The following is a 16,411-nucleotide window of genomic DNA, read 5'->3' as shown; positions in this document are numbered from 1 at the left end:
CCCCGTGCGCAATTGCCCGGCGCGGAGCTGCCGCTGCAGGGTTCCCAAAAGTTTCTAGCGGATTTTTGAAGGAGCGCGTCATGGCTCTTCGGGTGGCGATCAACGGGTTTGGCCGTATCGGGCGTCTGGCCCTGCGGGCGGTGCTGGAACATCAGCGCTGGCATGAGGTGGAGGTCGTTGCGATCAATGACAGCGCCACGCCGGAGGTGAACGCGCACCTGCTGACCTATGACAGCGTGCATGGCCGTTATCCGCGCGAGATCAAGCTTTATGAAGACGGGTTTGATGCCGGCTTTGGCAAGATCACCAAGGTCTCCAATCGCGACCCGTCCCAGCTGCCCTGGAAGGATCTCGGCATTGACCTCGTGCTGGAATGCACCGGCAAGTTCAATGACAAGGCGACGGCCTCCGCGCACCTCTCCTCTGGCGCGAAACGCGTGCTCTGCTCGGCGCCGGCCAAGAATGCCGACAAGACCATCGTCTACGGCGTCAATCATGCCAGCCTCACCGCAGACGACGTGATTGTCTCCAACGCGTCCTGCACCACGAACGGTCTCGCGCCGGTGGCCAAGGTGCTCAACGATGCCATCGGCATCGAGCAGGGCCACATGACCACGATCCACGCCTATACCGGCGACCAGCCGACGCTGGACCGCAATCACAAGGATCTGCACCGCGCGCGTGCGGCCGCCATGTCGATGGTGCCGACGACGACCGGCGCGGCGAAAGCTGTGGGCGAGGTTCTGCCTGAGCTGAAAGGCCGTCTTGATGGTTCGGCCATCCGCGTGCCGACGCCGAATGTTTCGGTCATCGATCTGGTGTTCACGCCGGGGCGCGAGACCAGCATCGAGGAAATCAACGCGGCGATCCGCGAGGCCGCAGACGGCCCGATGAAGGGCGTGCTGGGCTATGACAGCCTGCCGCTCGTCTCCATCGACTATAATCACGATCCGCGCTCGTCCATCGTCGCCATCGACAAGACCAATGTGATTGGTGGCAAGCTGGCCCGCGTGATGACCTGGTATGATAATGAATGGGGCTTTGCCTGCCGTATGATCGATACGGCGGTGGCGATGGGCCGGCTGATCTAGGAACTGAACAGACCCATGAGCGAAGGCAAGATTGCCCGTCTGGAAGACGCGCAGGTTTCCGGCAAACGCGTGCTGGTGCGCGTGGATTTCAACGTCCCCATGGCGGATGGCAAGGTCAGCGATGATACGCGCCTGCAATCGGCCCTGCCGACGATTGAATGGCTTAAAGACAAGGGCGCACGCATCATCCTGCTCGCCCATTTCGGCCGCCCCAAGGGCAAGGTCGATGCCAGCCAGAGCCTCAAACCCGTCATGGCGCCGCTGTCTGAACGGCTTGGCGCGCCGGTCCGGTTTGCCGGCGACTGCATTGGCAAGCAGGCCGAGAAGGCGGTGGGCGAACTGAAGGATGGCGACGTACTCCTGCTGGAAAACACGCGCTTTCACGCGGGCGAGGAGGCCAATGATGCGGAGTTTGCCGCGCAGCTGGCCGCGCTTGGCGAAATCTATGTGAATGACGCCTTTTCGGCGGCCCACCGCGCCCATGCCTCCACCGAAGGTGTAGCGCGCCTTTTACCCGCCTATGCTGGTCTCGCCCTGCAGCGTGAGCTGGATCATGTGACGGCGGCGCTGGAAAATCCTGAGCGTCCGCTGCTGGCGATTGTCGGCGGCGCGAAAGTGTCGACCAAGATCGATCTTCTGATGAATCTGGTGACCAAGGTGAACCGGCTGTTCGTCGGCGGGGCCATGGCCAATACCTTCCTTGCCGCGAAGGGCGCCGATGTAGGCAAGAGCCTTTACGAGCCGGACCTGCTGGGCACTGCGCGCGAGATCATCGCGGCAGCGGAAAAGTCCGGCTGCCAGCTCCTCCTGCCTGAAGACGTGGTGGTGGCGCGCGAGCTGAAAGCCAAGGCGGCGCGGCGTGTGGCGGGTCTTGATGAGATCGCCCGCGACGAGATGATCCTTGATTGCGGCCCGGCCACAATCGACGCGCTGGCCGATTCCATCGAGAGCGCGAAGACGCTGGTCTGGAACGGGCCGCTGGGCGCGTTCGAGATGGCGCCGTTTGATACTGGCACGGTAGAGGCGGCCCGCTTTGCCGCCCAGCGCGTGCGCGAGCGCAAGCTGGTGGCGGTTGCCGGCGGCGGTGATACGGTGTCTGCACTGAACCATGCCGGCGTTGCAGGCGATTTCACCTTCGTCTCGACCGCTGGCGGCGCATTCCTGGAATGGCTGGAAGGCAAACCGCTTCCGGGCATCGAGGTTTTGCGGCAAATGCCACAAACGGATATGGACGCTGCGTCCTAGCAATAGTGCCGCATACTCAAGCGATCAGCAGGCAATACGGGGGAGTTTGAAACATGGATATTGATGCGCTCTACGAAACCGCGATGCGCATGGTCGCGCCGGGCAAGGGCATTCTGGCGGCCGACGAATCCACCGGCACGATTAAAAAGCGCTTCGACACGATCAAGCTGGAATCGACTGCAGACAGCCGCCGCGACTGGCGCGAAATGCTGTTCCGCACCGAACCGGCGATGAGCGAGCATATCTCCGGCGTCATCCTCTATGACGAGACGCTGCGCCAGAAAGCCAAGGACGGCACGCCGCTGGCCGAGCTGATCGCGAATACCGGCGCGGTGCCGGGCATCAAGGTGGATACGGGCGCGAAACCGCTGGCCGGTGCGCCGGGCGAGATGATCACCGAAGGCCTTGATGGCCTGCGCGAGCGCCTGGCCGAGTATCACGCGCTGGGCGCGCGCTTTGCCAAATGGCGCGCCGTCATCAATATCGGTGCGGGCGGCGATGAGAGCGTGCCGTCCCAGTACTGCATCAACACGAATATGCACGCGCTCGCGCGCTATGCGATGCTGTGCCAGGAAGCGGGTATCGTTCCCATCGTCGAGCCGGAAGTCATCATGGATGGCGATCATGATATTGATCGCTGCTACGAGGTGACTGAATTTGGCCTGAAGCGCCTCTATGCCGAGCTGTTCGAGCAGGGCGTGGTGCTGGAAGGCACGATCCTGAAACCCAACATGGTGATCTCTGGCACGAATTGCGCCACGCAGGCGAGCCGCGAGGAAGTCGCCGAGATGACCGTGCAGTGCCTGACCAACTGCGTGCCGGCCTCCGTGCCGGGCATCGCCTTCCTGTCGGGCGGGCAGTCCGATGTGGATGCGACTGCCCACCTCAACATCATGAATGCGGGCTTTGACCTGCCCTGGCCGCTGACCTTCTCCTATGGCCGCGCGCTGCAGGCCGCGCCGCTGGCCGCCTGGGGCGGCAAGGATGAAGCCGCCGGGCAAAAAGCCTTCAATCACCGCGCCAAGATGAACGGCCTTGCCGCGCTCGGTGAATGGGATGAGGGGCTTGAGGGTAGAGGTCAAGACACGGCATCCCCTGAGTGGAGAATGCATGTTCGGTATCGGCAGAATAGTAAAAGAGCGCTTCCCTGATCGTCAGATTTACCACAAATCTGACGGAACGGTTCGATACTTCGCTGTCACCACTGAGATGCAGGTGGGTGCTCTGCTCATTGCTTGTAGCATCGCCACTTGGCTAACTGTTTCAACAGTCAACCTGATCCTGTCTGCTAGGGAGCAACAGATTCTCGAGCAGAGAATAGCGTCTGAGCAGATATCAGAACGAAATGCACCTCGGTCGGTTGACGATGAATTTTCATATATTGTCGAAGGTTTAAACAGCCTCCAAGAAGCGGTACGGCAGACCCGCTCTCAGTTAACGCGTGAACAGCTTGAGCTGGAAAGAATTACAGCAGAAAATGAAAGACTGCAAAGAATTGCGTCATTATCTGAATCGGATGCCCAAATTGTGATAGAAATATTTAGGCTAGAGAATGAAAGAGCGGCCTTAGAAAGAAGGTTGGAAAATTTGGGTTTTACGCTGTTAGGCGCTTTTATTTCAGCTTTAGTTGCTTTTCTTATTTACGTAAGAACCATCGGCATCATGAAAAAGACAGAGGCAGACTAAAAAGGCCCGGCAATGCCGGGCCTTTCGCGTTTCAGGTTTGGGTAAAACCCGAACCTAGTACTCGGTGAAGTAGACCACCGCATTGGCCGTGCCGCCCGAATAGGTGCCGACCCAGATATCGTACTGGCCGGAGCCGGACAGGGTGACGCGCGGGTTCAGACCGTCGAAATCGTCATTGCAGTACCAGCGGCCATCCGGGCCGTTGACGACGATGGTGGTGTCGGAGTTCGATTCAGCACCGATGGAGATGCGGCCGCCATTGAAGTTCAGGCGAACGTCCGGCGCGTCAGAGATCGAGCCAACGCAGTCCGAGCCCAGGCGGTTGGCGTTGATACTGCCGCCAGCGACGACGTTGACGGTGTAGGGATCAGGCAGGAAGCCTGCATTGAGCGAAAACGTGCCGAAATTGGGGTTCAGCGAGTAGTTCTGGGCGGACGCAGCAGCGCCCATGGCCAGCGCGGCAAAGGCAGCGCAAGCAACAGTTCTGGCAATCATGAAAGTCTCCAAAAGGTAATGGGGATTCATCCCCCCCGATATCCAGCCGCCACGACTGGCAAACAGGATGCTCAGTGTGGTAGCAGGCATTTTTGTGGCAGGGAAAAAGAAAATTATGAACGGGCGCAATTTTCTAAATGCCTGTTAGATTTTCGTTTTCCCGCAAACCGTGTATCGGGCAATCTTATGTCGAACTGCCAGCTTTATCTTCTCACCCCGCCGCGCATCGATGCCGGTTTCGCCGAGCTGCTGGACAGTGTTCTGGCCGAGGGCGTGGCAAGCGTCCTGCAGATACGCCTCAAGGATCAGCCCGAAAACCAGTTGCCGGGCCTGATCCCGCCGCTGGTGAAGGCTGCAAAGCGTCATGGCGTATCGGTTCTGATGAATGACCGGCCGGACCTCGCTGTCCATTACGCCATGGACGGGGTGCATATCGGTCAGGAGGACGCGCCGTATGCTGAGGCGCGCGCTGCGCTGGGCAAGACCGGCATTGTCGGCGTGACCTGCCATGACAGCCGCCATCTGGCGATGACAGCGGCGGAAAAAGGCGCAGACTATGTCGCGTTCGGCGCGATGTTCCCCACTGCCACGAAATCGCCCAAGGCGTCGGCTTCTGTGGAGCTCATCGAGTGGTGGAGTGAAGTCTTTGAGGTGCCATGCGTAGCGATTGGCGGGATAACGCCGGAGAATGCCAGTCCGGTGATCGAGGCGGGTGCGGATTTCATCGCGGTATCAGGCGGGGTGTGGAACCATCCGGCCGGTCCGGTGGAGGCGGTGCGGGCCTTTGGAGCGCTGCTCTCGGCGCGCTAGCACTGCTGTGCGTGAGCGCCCCGCTGGCCGTGGGCCAGGAACCGGCCTTGCCGCCGGGGCTGGCTGAAGAGGCCGAGCGCGACCGCTCTGGTGAAGCGATTGAAGAGCGCAGCCCGTCCGATCAGGCCATGGCGCGGGCATCGGCGGCCTATATCACCGGCGATTATCTGAGCGCGCGCGTGCATGCCGAGCGTGCTGCCGCCGCCGGCGAGCCGCGCGGCGCCACGCTGGCCGGTCATATCCTTCTGCACGGGCTTTCGGGCACGGCCGATGAAAGGGGCGCTGTGCGCTGGCTGCGCCGGGCGGGCGAGCAGGACGATATTGACGCGCTCATCATTCTGGCGTCGCTCGCGGCTGAACGCCGGGGCGGGCTGGAGCCGTTTCAGGCGCGCGAATTCCTCAGCCAGGCAGCTGAAACCGGTGATGCGCGCGCGGCTTATGAATTTGGCAGCTTCCTGCGTGAAACCGGCGATCCGGGACAGGCGGCGCTGGCCATGGACTGGCTCAGGCTGGCGGCAGAGGCAGGCCTGCCGCGCGCCATGGCCGCCTATGCGGCGGCGCTTGATGACTGGGTACACGGGCCGAATGACCCTGCGCTGGCCCGGATATGGTATGTGCGCGCCGCCGAGGCCGGTGATGCGCCGTCTGCGGCCATTGCCGGCGTGATGCTGATTACCGGCGAGGGCGGGCCAGCCGACGATGCGGCAGGCCGCACCCTGCTGCGCCATGCTGCCGAGATGGGCCTGCCAGCCGCGATGGGCGATTATGCCCTCATTCTGATGCAGGACGCTGAAAGCACGAACGGGGACTATCAGAATGCCGCCGCCTGGGCGCGGCGCGGCGCCGAAGCGGGCGATGCGCAGGCCCAGTTCCTCTATGCGGGCGCGCTGGCCACGGGCCGGGGCGTGCTGCGCAATATGGAACAGGCCTATGTGTGGGTCAGGCGGGCGGGCTATCCGCGGGATAACTCGCTGGAAGACGACCCCCAGCGCGACCGTCTGGAAGCCCAGCTGGAAGAGCTCTTTACCCATGACACGCTGACCCGGCTGGAAGCCGAGGCGATCTCCGGAATGGCGGACAGATACCGGCTCAATCCGGCTGGGGATTAAAGGGGCGCATACTGGCGGGCCTGATGATCCTGTCCCGCCGGAGCTCTCCCCATGTCTGACGCTTTCGCCCAAGCCCTCGCCCATGTGCTGCTCCATGAGGGCGGCTATGTCGACCATCCCGAAGACCCCGGCGGCGCGACCAATTTTGGCATCACGCTGGCCACGCTGCAAAGCTGGCGCGGGCGCAGCGTGACGAAGGCCGATGTGCGCGCGCTGACGAAGGGTGAGGCGGGCGAGATCTACAAGGCGCGCTACTGGGATAGCTGCCGGTGCGATGAGCTGCCGGGGCCGGTGGCCTTCATCGTGTTTGATGCGGCCGTCAATCACGGGGTCGGCCGGGCTGTGCGCCTGCTGCAGGAGGCGGTGGGCGTTGCGTCAGATGGCCGGATCGGCCCGGTGACGATTGCCGCCGTGGCATCAGCCCGGCCCGCAGCCCTTGTCACCGAGATCGCCGCCCGGCGCATGGTGCTCTACGCCAGTCTGGCCCATTTCCGCACCTTCGGCCTTGGCTGGTCACGTCGCTTGATGGGGACGCTTTCTGTGTCGTATAGCTACACGTCAACATTATGATTTTATGGATAAATGCGGTGCAAAAGCGAGTTCTGTGCAACTTCGTCAAAGTGGCCGTTTGCGCTCTCACGGTGACGGCCTGCGGAAGCCCCCAGCATGTTACAAAGATCGATGATGACGGAACGATACACGTCAGAAGCGTCGATTCATCTGATTACTTTTCGTGCAGGGAAAGGTGTGGCGGCAAGTTTGTTCACGTCACCGGCACCATCGTAATTGCAAATTCAAACCACTATATCATCTGGGACAACAGATACCCCGCGCGGGCTGAAATAACCTCTCAGGATGAAGTCGGAACGCTATCGGACTACGGGAGGCGAAATGGTCTGCAGGTGAGGTTTTCAGACCACCGCCTTGCAACCGGCGGTCTGCCGGCCCTTGATCGCCACACTCTGCCGGTCTGGTATGGTACGCGCGTAACTGTGCGTGGGCGACTGCGAGGGTCTGGATCGACGCGCGCGCTGGAAAACGCTTGGATAATCGAGCATGGTTTCCGAGACGGCGATGCTGTGGCGAACACACGAAATGTTCTTGAGGGCGTTGAGCGGTCCAGTCGTCAGCGAACGGCTTGCCGAAACGCGGTAAGGGATCGTTTCGCCACGAGTTCACATTATCGGGATAGCCTCCTCCGGTTTAGTCTGGAGAGAGAGAATTATATTGAAGCCTACGTTGGTTTTGAGAACTCAGGCCGGCAGAGTTGGACGCGTGTTTCGTGTTCTTTTGCGGGTAGTGGCGGGTACCGTCCCCGCTTGGAGCTCTTGGAAGGCTAGATTGCCACCCTGACCCCACTCCCCACCAGCCTTGCCGCATGACGCTGGCGCTGATACACCCGCGCCCGATTTGATGAGGTCACGCCCCTTGGCGCGCAGGCGCGCGCATTTGAGGGGTCAGCAGGGCGCTTTGCGATGAAAATCAACGGTAACGAAATCAAGCCGGGCATGGTGATCAAGCACCAGGAGACACTGTGGACGGCTGTGAAAGCCGACCATGTGAAGCCCGGCAAGGGCGGCGCGTTCGCCCAGGTCGAGCTGAAAAACATCCTTGATGGCCGCAAGCTCAACGAGCGCTTCCGCTCTGCAGACAAGGTGGAGCGCGTGCGCCTCGACCAGCGCGATTATCAGTATCTCTACGCCGAGGGCGAGATGCTGGTGTTCATGAATACCGAAAGCTATGAGCAGATCTCGCTGCACATCGATTTCGTCGGTGAGGAGCGCGCAGCCTATCTGACCGATGGCATGATGGTGGTGGTCGAGCTCTATGAAGACAAGCCGATCGGCGTTGAGCTGCCCCAGCATGTCGAGCTGGAGGTGATAGACACCGAGCCGGTGGTCAAGGGCCAGACGGCGGCCAATTCCTACAAGCCGGCCATTCTCAGCGGGAATATCCGCTCTGCCGTGCCGCCCTTCGTGGGCGTGGGAGAGCGCGTAATCGTCGCCACTGAGGACGGCTCTTACGTGCGCCGCGCCGAAATGGGAAGCTTCTGATTTGGCTCAAGTTTCTGCCCTCATGCAGGTGATGACCGGCGCCGTGCGCAAGGCGGGCCGCAAGCTCGCGCGCGATTTCGGCGAGGTGGAGCATCTGCAGGTCTCCAAGAAGGGCCCGGCCGATTTTGTGTCCACGGCGGACGCAAAGGCCGAGGAAATCCTCTTTGAGGAGCTCTCAAAAGCCCGGCCCGGCTACAGCTTCCTGATGGAAGAGCGCGGGCTGGTGGAGGGGACTGACAAGTCCCACCGCTGGATCGTCGATCCGCTGGACGGCACCACCAATTTCCTGCACGGCCAGCCGCATTTTGCGGTCTCGGTGGCGCTGGAGCGCGAGGGCGAGCTGATTGCGGGCATTGTCTACAATCCCGCCACCGACGATTTCTTCCACGCCGAAAAGGGCCGCGGCGCCTATATGAATGACCGCCGCCTGCGCGTGTCTGGCCGCGAACATTTCGATGAGTGCGTGATCGCCACCGGCATGCCGTTCGCTGGCAAGTCCGGCCATGCCAAATTCCTCACCGAGCTGCACGCCATCATGCCCCATACGGCTGGAATCCGGCGCTATGGCGCGGCTTCGCTCGATCTGGCGTGGGTGGCGGCGGGCCGGTTTGATGGTTTCTTCGAGCGCGGCCTGAAAGCCTGGGACATTGCAGCCGGCATCGTGCTGGTGCGCGAGGCGGGCGGCTATGCCGGCTCGCTGGACGGCTCTGGCGATGTGCTGGAGACCGGGCATATCGTGGCCGGTAACGAGTTCGTCTTCGGCGAGCTGAAAAAGCGGCTGGCCCAAGTCGGCAAATAGGCGGCGTTCGCCCAAAAACAGCCAAGAAGCTTGTCTCTGATGGTCAAACGGGTCATGCCTTGACCCCTGCCGGAACAGAGGGACAGCTCATACATGCCTTCACGCGATCTGCCTTTGCCGCCCGAAACCCCGCAGCCGCGCAAGGTGCGCTTTACCGGCCCCGGCCAGTACATCGTCTGGATGATGGTGTTCCTCGCCGTGGTGGCGGCGCTGGCAGTCGTCCTGCACGAACCGCTGATCACCGCCTTCCAGGCCAATGCCGCCATTAATGGCGTGATCCTTGGCGTTTTGCTGATCGGCATTCTCTACACCTTCCAGCAGGCGCTCGCGATTGGTCCCAGCGCACGCTGGCTGGTGAAATTGCGCGACAGCGCCCACCCCGACCAGCTCGGTAATCCGCCCGCCCTCATTGCGCCCATGGCCGCCCTCATCACTGATGCGGCGGACGGGCGTGCGCGCCTGTCGGCAGCCTCGGCCCGCGTGGTGCTGGATTCGGTGGCCGCGCGCATGGCCGAAAGCGGCGCGTTTACCCGCTATTTCGGCCGGCTTCTGATCTTTCTGGGCCTGCTTGGCACGTTCTACGGCCTGCTGCTTGTCGTCTCCGATGTGGGCGAGGCGGTGCGGGCTGTGTCTGCCACCTCATCCGGTGCGGGCGAGGTGGAAGCGGCGCGCCTGATGGCGGCCATTGAAGACCCGATACAGGGCATGGGCACAGCCTTTGCCTCCTCGCTCTTCGGTCTGGCGGGTTCTCTCATCATCGGCTTTCTGGAATTGCAGGCGAGCCGGGCGCAGAACCGTTTCTATAACGAGATCGAGGAATGGCTGTCCTCCATCTCGCGCCTGTCTGCCGCCGGCCCGGTGGGCGCAGGCGAGGGCGACAGCTCCAGCGCCTATGTCGGCGCATTGCTGGAACAGACCGCAGACACGGTGGACCGGCTTGCCTCCACCATGGAGCGCCATTCGCGCCAGCTGGAAGTGACGCTCTCGCGCTTTGCCGATGACGCGGCAGAGGCCAACCGGGAGGCCGCGCGCCTCCTGCGTGACGAGATCAAGGTGCTGGTGCGTGCGCTGGAAGCGCAGGCCCGGCTCAACCGCCGGGACCCATAGGCCATGGCGCTTTCCCGCCTGCAGCAATTACGCGAGACCGATAGCGGCGATTACTGGCCGGGCTTTGTCGATGCGCTGGCAACCCTGCTGCTGGTCATCGTCTTCCTGCTCGCCGTGTTCGTGACCGGGCAGTACGCGCTTTCCACGGCGCTGACGGGCCGTGATGAACAGCTGGCCGATCTCAATGCGCGCCTCGCCCAGATCGCCAACGAGCTGAACATGGCCGAGGCCGAGAACGCGGCGCTCACCTTGCGGGTCAGCACGCTGACGGCGGAGAATGAAAGCCTAACCGAACAGCTGGAGGCGACAACCGCGCGCATATCCGCGCTTGGCGAACAACTCGACGAGGCCGAAGAGCTGTCCGAGGAGGCGCAGCTCACCATCGCCATGCTGTCTGAACAGATGGAGATATTGCGCATGGAACTGGCGCGCCTGAACGCCGCGCTGGACGCCTCCGAAGCGCGCGAAGCCGAGCTGGAGACGCAAGTCATCAATCTCGGCACGCGGCTCAATGCGGCGCTGGCCAGCGAGGTCGCGCGCCTGTCGCAGTATCGTTCGGAATTCTTCGGGCGTCTGGTGGAGATACTCGGCAATCGCTCCGGCGTGCGCGTGGTGGGCGACCGCTTTGTCTTCGAGACCGATGTGCTGTTCGATAGCGCCTCTGCCGAGCTATCGCCCGAAGGGCAGGAGGGTTTGCGCCCTATCGCCGCCGCCATCCAGCAGCTCACCCGCGAAATCCCGGACGATATTGAATGGGTGATCCGGGTGGACGGGCACACCGATGTGCGCCCGCTCGGACCCTCCGCGCAGTTCTCCTCCAACTGGGAGCTCTCCACCGCGCGCTCTCTATCGGTCATCAACTGGCTGGTGGCCGAAGGCGTGCCGGCCAATCGGCTGATGGCGGCGGGGCTGGGCGAACACTATCCCATATCGCGCGGGCGCACCGAGGCCGACCATGCCCGCAACCGGCGCATCGAGCTGAAGCTGGAAGCGCGTTAGCAGGCATGCTTCGAGACGCGCTTTGCGCTCCTCAGCATGAGGGAAAAGTGCAATCGCCCTCATCCTGAGGGCGAACGCAAGTGAGCGTCTCGAAGGACGAGGGCGGATGAGGTAGCTAACGTCACGCTACCATGACGATATCCACAGGATTCTGGTTCAGTCAGCCTGCGCTAAGTCCTTGTGGAAAAACGCACTGACTCTTGGCGGCCTGCATGGTCTTGCGCCGCAGGCTTTGCACGTATATACACCGCGGCTCATTTCTAGCAGACTTGTTCCGCTAAACCGCAGGCCAAGGCCGGTCTGGGAGCAGCGGACGTTGAAGGCGGGAGCCGTCAGATGAAACAGGATATCCACCCCGACTATCACTTCATCGAAGTGGTGATGACGGACGGCAGCAAATTCAAGACGCGGTCGACCTACGGCAAGGAAGGCGACCAGATCTCGCTGGATATCGATCCGCGCACGCACCCGGCCTGGACCGGTGGCACGCAGACGCTTGTTGACCGTGCGGGCCGCGTTTCGCGCTTCAAGGACAAGTTCAAAGGCTTCGGTGTCTAACCGCCCACCCCCCTCACCAGGGCGCGTGTCCCCTCGACACGGCCGGGGCCTTTAGAAGAACGCCCGTAGCTCCCCTCAGCTGCGGGCGTTTCCTTTTTTGGTTCCGCAACGCATCCCCCGGTCGTAGCCGGGGGCAGGCCACGTTGCGATGTTCCGCGAACCCCGCCTGCGCGCCGGGCACTTTTACCCGCAGCGACGCACGGATGTGCGGAGCACAAATAGAAGACTGAGCACTGGCTTGCGCCGGAATGACGATGTGAAAAAATATCTCCCAATTTCGTCATTCCGGGGGAGCGCAGCGACACCCGGAACCCAGATTTTTATGAATGACTGGGTTCCAGATAAGCCCTGACGGGCTTTCTGGAATGACGAAGGGGGAGGATTTGGGGCTTGTTGTCACCCCGGCGCGTAGCGCCGCAAGCGCGACCGCGCGCCCGCAGCGAAGCGAGGATAGCCAAGGCGGCGGATGCCGCCGCCGGCGCTTGAGGCTTAAGAAAATACCGCCCTGCTTAACCCCGTCCTGCAAACGCGCTTTCCAGCGCCGACCATTGTCCGGCGAGCGGGTTACGGCCCGGCGCTCCGCCGGGTGCTTCGCGGAAGAGATTGTCATCAAGGCGCTTCAAACGCTCGTGCAGGCTCTGCGAGCGGGCGACGAGATCGCCAAGGCGGGGCGGGCAAGGATCATCGCCCGCCGGCCACATGCCTTCGCGCGTATGGGTCTTGCCGCCGAGGCGGTATTTCTCGCCAGCAGCTTCAAAGGGCGTCATCTCCCCTTCGCTCACCGCGCGCTGGGTGAGAAGCCAGGAAGCCGACTGCATGAGCTGGGTCGTCAGCGTCATGGATTCAGCCGCATAGGCCAGCGCGCCGGCGCGGCCCAGCCGCTTGGCGTCATCCCGGCCCGGCCCGTCCAGATAGCTGGCGGTTTCCTCGACAAGGTCCATGCCCTCGCGGAACAGGCGGCTGAAATGCTCGGAGGCCGCGAAATCGGCGACCCGGATGGCCGCTTCGCTGGCCGCGCCGTTCGAGCCGGACTTGCCGGTGTCCATGTCCATCACGCCCATTGTCCCTCACGCAAATGCCCCGCCCATACCCGGCGCGGCGTTAATCTGTGCAGCTTATGCCTTGCCCATATCGGGACGCAGCATGCCTGTTTGTCCCCGATACTAGCAAGGCCGGGGCCAGTTGCCGAAATAATCAGGCCTTTTTGAAGAAGGCTTCGGCGGCCCCCAGCTTGTCCTGCTTGTGGCCAATCATGGCTTCAGCGCGGGTGATCTCGCTTTTCAGCGTCTCGATGCGCGCGTGCAGGTCGGCAACCGAGAGGGCTGAAATATCTTCGCCGGGTGTAATGGCCGGGCGCTTGGCACGTGGCAGTTCTTCGTCAAACATGGGCGATCACCTCCCTGTCGTCCGGGGCTGCACAACGCAGCGTCTTACCGTCACTATGGACAGCACAATAGCGCAAACCGGGACAGCATGCGCCCCCGATTGTGTGCGGATACGGATAATCGGCCATGAATGAAGCTTTCACGACCCGCATCGTTACCGCGCCGCAGCCCGGAGGGCCGGAGGCCTTGAGGGTGGAGGAGATCACGCTGGCCCCGCCGGCACGCGGTGAAATCCTGATCCGTGTGGCGGCTGCGGGCGTGAACCGGCCCGACGTGATCGAGCGGATGGGGTTCTACCCGCCACCGCCGGGCGCACCGAAAGGGCTGGGGCTGGAGGTGTCCGGCACGGTGCTGGCGATTGGCGAAGGGGTGAGCGGGTTTGATACCGGCCAGAGCGTATGTGCGCTGGTGGCGGGCGGCGGCTATGCCGACATTGCGCGTGCGCCCGCAGGTTCGGTGCTACCGGTGCCTGAGGGTGTTGATCTCATCACCGCTGCGGGCCTGCCGGAAACCGTCTTCACCGTGTGGACCAATGTGTTCGAGGCTGGCGCACTCAAACCCGGCGAGCGCTTTCTGGTGCATGGCGGCTCGAGCGGTATCGGCACCACGGCGATCCAGATGGCCAAGGCCCATGGTGCTGTCGTCATGGCGACGGCGGGAACGCCGGACAAGTGCGCGGCCTGCCGCAGGCTCGGCGCGGACCATGTCTTCAACTACCGCGAAGACGACTGGGTGGAGGGCGTGAAGGCGTCCGGTGGCGCGGACGTGATCCTGGACATGGTGGGCGGGGATTATGTGGCGAAGAATCTGGCCGTGCTGAACCGCTTTGGCCGGCTGGTGCAGATCGCCTTCCTGAAAGGTTCACGGGTGGAGGTGGATCTGATGGGGCTGATGCTGAAACGCCAGACCCTTACCGGGTCGACGCTGCGGGCGCGCTCCGATGACGAGAAGGCTGCACTGGCACAGGCTGTACGCGCCCATGTCTGGCCGTGGGTGGAGGCGGGCAAGGTACGCCCGCTGATCGATTCCACTTTTGCGCTGGCCGACGCGGTGAAGGCTCATGAACGCATGGATTCCATGGCGCATGCGGGCAAGATACTGCTCGTGCCATAAGGCGCGCAGCTGTCAGGAAAACCCTCTTTCAAGGCGGGCGCACACGCGTTATAAGCGGGTCAAATCCCGTCATTGATATCAGGTGTCACCGACACCAGCCTTGGCGGGTCGGATCGACCGAAACCCGGCGGACCGCGCCGGGTTTTCTTTTGTCTCCGGCGCATCCCCCTCGACAAGGAGCCTATTGCCATGTCCGACATTCTCATGCCCAAGGCGACCGCCGTCTGGCTCGTCGACAATACCAGCCTGTCCTTTGAGCAGATTGCTGATTTCTGTGGCCTGCACCGTCTGGAGGTGAAGGGTATCGCCGATGGTGACGTGGCCGCTGGTGTGCGCGGTTCGGACCCGATTGCGGGTGGCCAGCTGACCTCGGAAGAGATTGCCAAGGCTGAAAGCGACCCCGCCTACCGCATGCAGGCGACGCGTCCGAAATACGCCGAGCTTCAGGAGACCGCGCGCAAGAAGGGTCCGCGCTATACGCCGCTCTCCCGCCGTCAGAACCGCCCTGACGCCATCGCCTGGCTGGTGCGCAATCACCCGGAACTGACCGATGGCCAGATCTCCAAGCTGGTCGGCACGACCAAGACGACGATCGAGGCCGTGCGCGAGCGCACGCACTGGAACTCGGCCAATATCAAGCCGACCGACCCGGTTTCGCTGGGCCTTTGCAGCCAGATCGATCTCGACGAGCAGGTGCGCAAGGCGTCCAAGCGCCGCAAGGAAATGGAAGAAGCCGGTACGGTGAAGGTTGAGGAAGACGTGCTCCGGCCCGCCGAAGAGACGGCGCCCGCTTCCAGCGGCCCGACCACGCTCGACGAGCTGTTCGGCAAGAGCGCCCCGCAGGACGGCGACGAGGACTAGTTACTAGTCCTCGTAATCTTGTACGCCGTATCGCGCGGTCAGAAAGCGGACAAGCATCTCTGTAGCGAGCTGGCGGGCGTGGCCCGCCGGCGTCTCTTCCAAGTGGATGCATGCGTTTGACGCGTCGGCGTGAGCGCGTATGCCGGTGGCTATTCCGCCCTCCCAGGAGCCGTATCGGATAATGACGTCTGGGCATGCGCCCTGATCATCCGGCCGGACGTTTACCGGCATGTTCATGGGCGGAGACGCCGCCAGCACGCTGCCGAAGCTTTCTGGCATAGCTTCTGCCATGGCCAGCGCGAAGTCGGCTGAGGCTGAGAAGCCAAACAATACACGATGTGCTGGATCGTCCGACACCTGGAAATTGTCTTCCACCCATGGAATGAATTCCTCGGCGAAAAACCGGGCGTGGGCGTCAAAACGTACCTGATTGGCCGGGCTTCTTTCGTTCAACCGCGCATATTCCGTACGGCGATGCATTGGATCAAGCATGGTCGAAGCCATGATTACAGGCTCAATGATGCCGCGGCTGACCAGCGCGTCGATAGTGGCGCCATACCTGTCGGCGGCCATTGCATCGCCCGTAAACACCACCGGGCAGCCGCCTCTCGCAGCGCATTGCCCGTCAGTCGGTATATAGACGAATACCCGACGCTCAGCATTCAGGTTCATGCTGTCCAGCACATGCTCCTCATACCGGTGAGGGGCGGTGCGGGATGTGTACAGCCGAATGTCGTCATAGCGGTCCGGGCCGACATATTCCCCGTCAAGCGGAGCGGAGCGCGGTGCAAAGGTGTACTCGAAGGTGGCACGGTCAAAATCAGGAAGGACGATGCACGCGATATGTCCCTGCGCGGTGTGAAGGCCAGGAAAAGATCCGGCGCCGTTGATGACCAGCACTGGCTCCTCGTCGCCGCTGGACGGCGCTGAGGCGCGAAAGATGACGACATTACCCCGGCGGGACAGGTCGGGATGGCTCGCCACGGTCTCTCCCTGCGGGGCGGTTGCAAGGCATGCTTCGTCGTCGAGGGGTTGCACACCCAGGGGCTGCCCCGCGAGATGAAGGGTGGCGAGTGCTGCTATCAGGAGGGGGTCCATG

The 16,411-nt window shown here is 62.5% G+C and carries 18 protein-coding genes; 14 read left to right on the top strand and 4 right to left on the bottom strand.

The genetic code is table 11. The features are described 5' to 3' along the window. Positions 1–80: 80 nt before the first annotated feature. The 4 genes from gap to X907_RS13090 are packed head-to-tail and all read left to right on the top strand — an operon-like array spanning position 81 to position 4,022. Positions 81–1,091, top strand: coding sequence for a type I glyceraldehyde-3-phosphate dehydrogenase (gene gap / locus X907_RS13105; protein WP_127568718.1), 1,011 nt, complete (start codon positions 81–83; stop codon positions 1,089–1,091). 15 nt (positions 1,092–1,106) lie between these two features. Further along, positions 1,107–2,336, top strand: coding sequence for a phosphoglycerate kinase (locus X907_RS13100; protein WP_127568716.1), 1,230 nt, complete (start codon positions 1,107–1,109; stop codon positions 2,334–2,336). Positions 2,337–2,389: 53 nt separating this feature from the next. Then, a complete protein-coding gene (locus tag X907_RS13095; RefSeq protein ID WP_127568714.1) occupies positions 2,390–3,487 on the top strand; it encodes a class I fructose-bisphosphate aldolase in 1,098 nt (365 codons plus the stop codon). Next, on the top strand, positions 3,447–4,022 hold the full coding sequence (locus tag X907_RS13090) for a hypothetical protein (protein ID WP_127568712.1): 576 nt from the start codon (positions 3,447–3,449) through the stop codon (positions 4,020–4,022). The genes X907_RS13095 and X907_RS13090 overlap by 41 nt, the downstream gene beginning before the upstream one ends. Before the next feature lie 54 nt (positions 4,023–4,076). Here X907_RS13090 and X907_RS13085 read toward each other — a convergent pair whose 3' ends face one another. Further along, positions 4,077–4,517: a peptidase S1 gene (locus X907_RS13085; protein WP_127568710.1), complete on the bottom strand. Its 441-nt coding sequence runs from the start codon at positions 4,515–4,517 to the stop codon at positions 4,077–4,079. A gap of 186 nt (positions 4,518–4,703) precedes the next feature. Here X907_RS13085 and thiE point away from each other — a divergent pair, with 186 nt between their 5' ends. The 8 genes from thiE (at position 4,704) to rpmE (ending at position 11,953) form a co-directional block, all read left to right on the top strand. Then, the gene (gene thiE, locus X907_RS13080) at positions 4,704–5,327 is read left to right on the top strand and encodes a thiamine phosphate synthase (protein ID WP_127568708.1); all 624 of its coding nucleotides are present in this window, start codon (positions 4,704–4,706) and stop codon (positions 5,325–5,327) included. Positions 5,328–5,338: 11 nt separating this feature from the next. Beyond that, the gene (locus X907_RS13075; protein WP_127568706.1) at positions 5,339–6,436 is read left to right on the top strand and encodes a tetratricopeptide repeat protein; all 1,098 of its coding nucleotides are present in this window, start codon (positions 5,339–5,341) and stop codon (positions 6,434–6,436) included. 51 nt (positions 6,437–6,487) lie between these two features. Continuing rightward, positions 6,488–7,006 (top strand): glycoside hydrolase family 108 protein, encoded by a 519-nt coding sequence (locus X907_RS13070; RefSeq protein WP_127568704.1) that lies wholly within the window; start codon positions 6,488–6,490, stop codon positions 7,004–7,006. A gap of 905 nt (positions 7,007–7,911) precedes the next feature. Beyond that, positions 7,912–8,490 carry an elongation factor P gene (efp, locus tag X907_RS13065; RefSeq protein ID WP_127568702.1) on the top strand — a complete coding sequence of 193 codons (579 nt, stop codon included), beginning with the start codon at positions 7,912–7,914 and terminating at the stop codon, positions 8,488–8,490. 22 nt (positions 8,491–8,512) lie between these two features. Further along, complete coding sequence (locus X907_RS13060) at positions 8,513–9,289, top strand: inositol monophosphatase family protein (RefSeq protein WP_127569530.1); 777 nt, start codon at positions 8,513–8,515, stop codon at positions 9,287–9,289. A 93-nt stretch (positions 9,290–9,382) separates the two neighbouring features. Beyond that, entirely contained in the window at positions 9,383–10,396 is a 1,014-nt protein-coding gene (locus X907_RS13055) for a hypothetical protein (RefSeq protein WP_127568700.1), read from the top strand. A 3-nt stretch (positions 10,397–10,399) separates the two neighbouring features. Continuing rightward, positions 10,400–11,395, top strand: a complete 996-nt coding sequence (locus X907_RS13050; RefSeq protein WP_127568698.1) for a peptidoglycan -binding protein — start codon at positions 10,400–10,402, stop codon at positions 11,393–11,395. Between the two features lie 336 nt (positions 11,396–11,731). Next, entirely contained in the window at positions 11,732–11,953 is a 222-nt protein-coding gene (gene rpmE, locus X907_RS13045; protein WP_036510101.1) for a 50S ribosomal protein L31, read from the top strand. A gap of 509 nt (positions 11,954–12,462) precedes the next feature. Here rpmE and rcdA read toward each other — a convergent pair. Together rcdA and X907_RS13035 are read right to left on the bottom strand one after the other, a co-directional pair. Next, positions 12,463–12,999: a protease adaptor protein RcdA gene (gene rcdA / locus X907_RS13040; RefSeq protein ID WP_127569528.1), complete on the bottom strand. Its 537-nt coding sequence runs from the start codon at positions 12,997–12,999 to the stop codon at positions 12,463–12,465. 148 nt (positions 13,000–13,147) lie between these two features. After that, entirely contained in the window at positions 13,148–13,339 is a 192-nt protein-coding gene (locus X907_RS13035; protein WP_127568696.1) for a DUF1192 domain-containing protein, read from the bottom strand. Positions 13,340–13,464: 125 nt separating this feature from the next. Here X907_RS13035 and X907_RS13030 point away from each other — a divergent pair, with 125 nt between their 5' ends. Then, positions 13,465–14,451, top strand: a complete 987-nt coding sequence (locus X907_RS13030) for an NAD(P)H-quinone oxidoreductase (protein WP_127568694.1) — start codon at positions 13,465–13,467, stop codon at positions 14,449–14,451. 189 nt (positions 14,452–14,640) lie between these two features. Continuing rightward, positions 14,641–15,312 carry a DUF1013 domain-containing protein gene (locus X907_RS13025; protein WP_127568692.1) on the top strand — a complete coding sequence of 224 codons (672 nt, stop codon included), beginning with the start codon at positions 14,641–14,643 and terminating at the stop codon, positions 15,310–15,312. A 3-nt stretch (positions 15,313–15,315) separates the two neighbouring features. Here the strand turns inward: X907_RS13025 and X907_RS13020 are convergent, their stop codons facing one another. Beyond that, positions 15,316–16,410, bottom strand: coding sequence for an alpha/beta hydrolase (locus tag X907_RS13020; RefSeq protein WP_127568690.1), 1,095 nt, complete (start codon positions 16,408–16,410; stop codon positions 15,316–15,318). Position 16,411 lies beyond the last annotated feature (1 nt).

The sequence above is a fragment of the Glycocaulis alkaliphilus genome (genome assembly GCF_004000605.1).
GTDB lineage: Bacteria > Pseudomonadota > Alphaproteobacteria > Caulobacterales > Maricaulaceae > Glycocaulis > Glycocaulis alkaliphilus.
The sequence above is the reverse complement of the archived record's forward strand: the minus strand, read 5'-3'. Positions and strand labels throughout refer to the sequence as shown.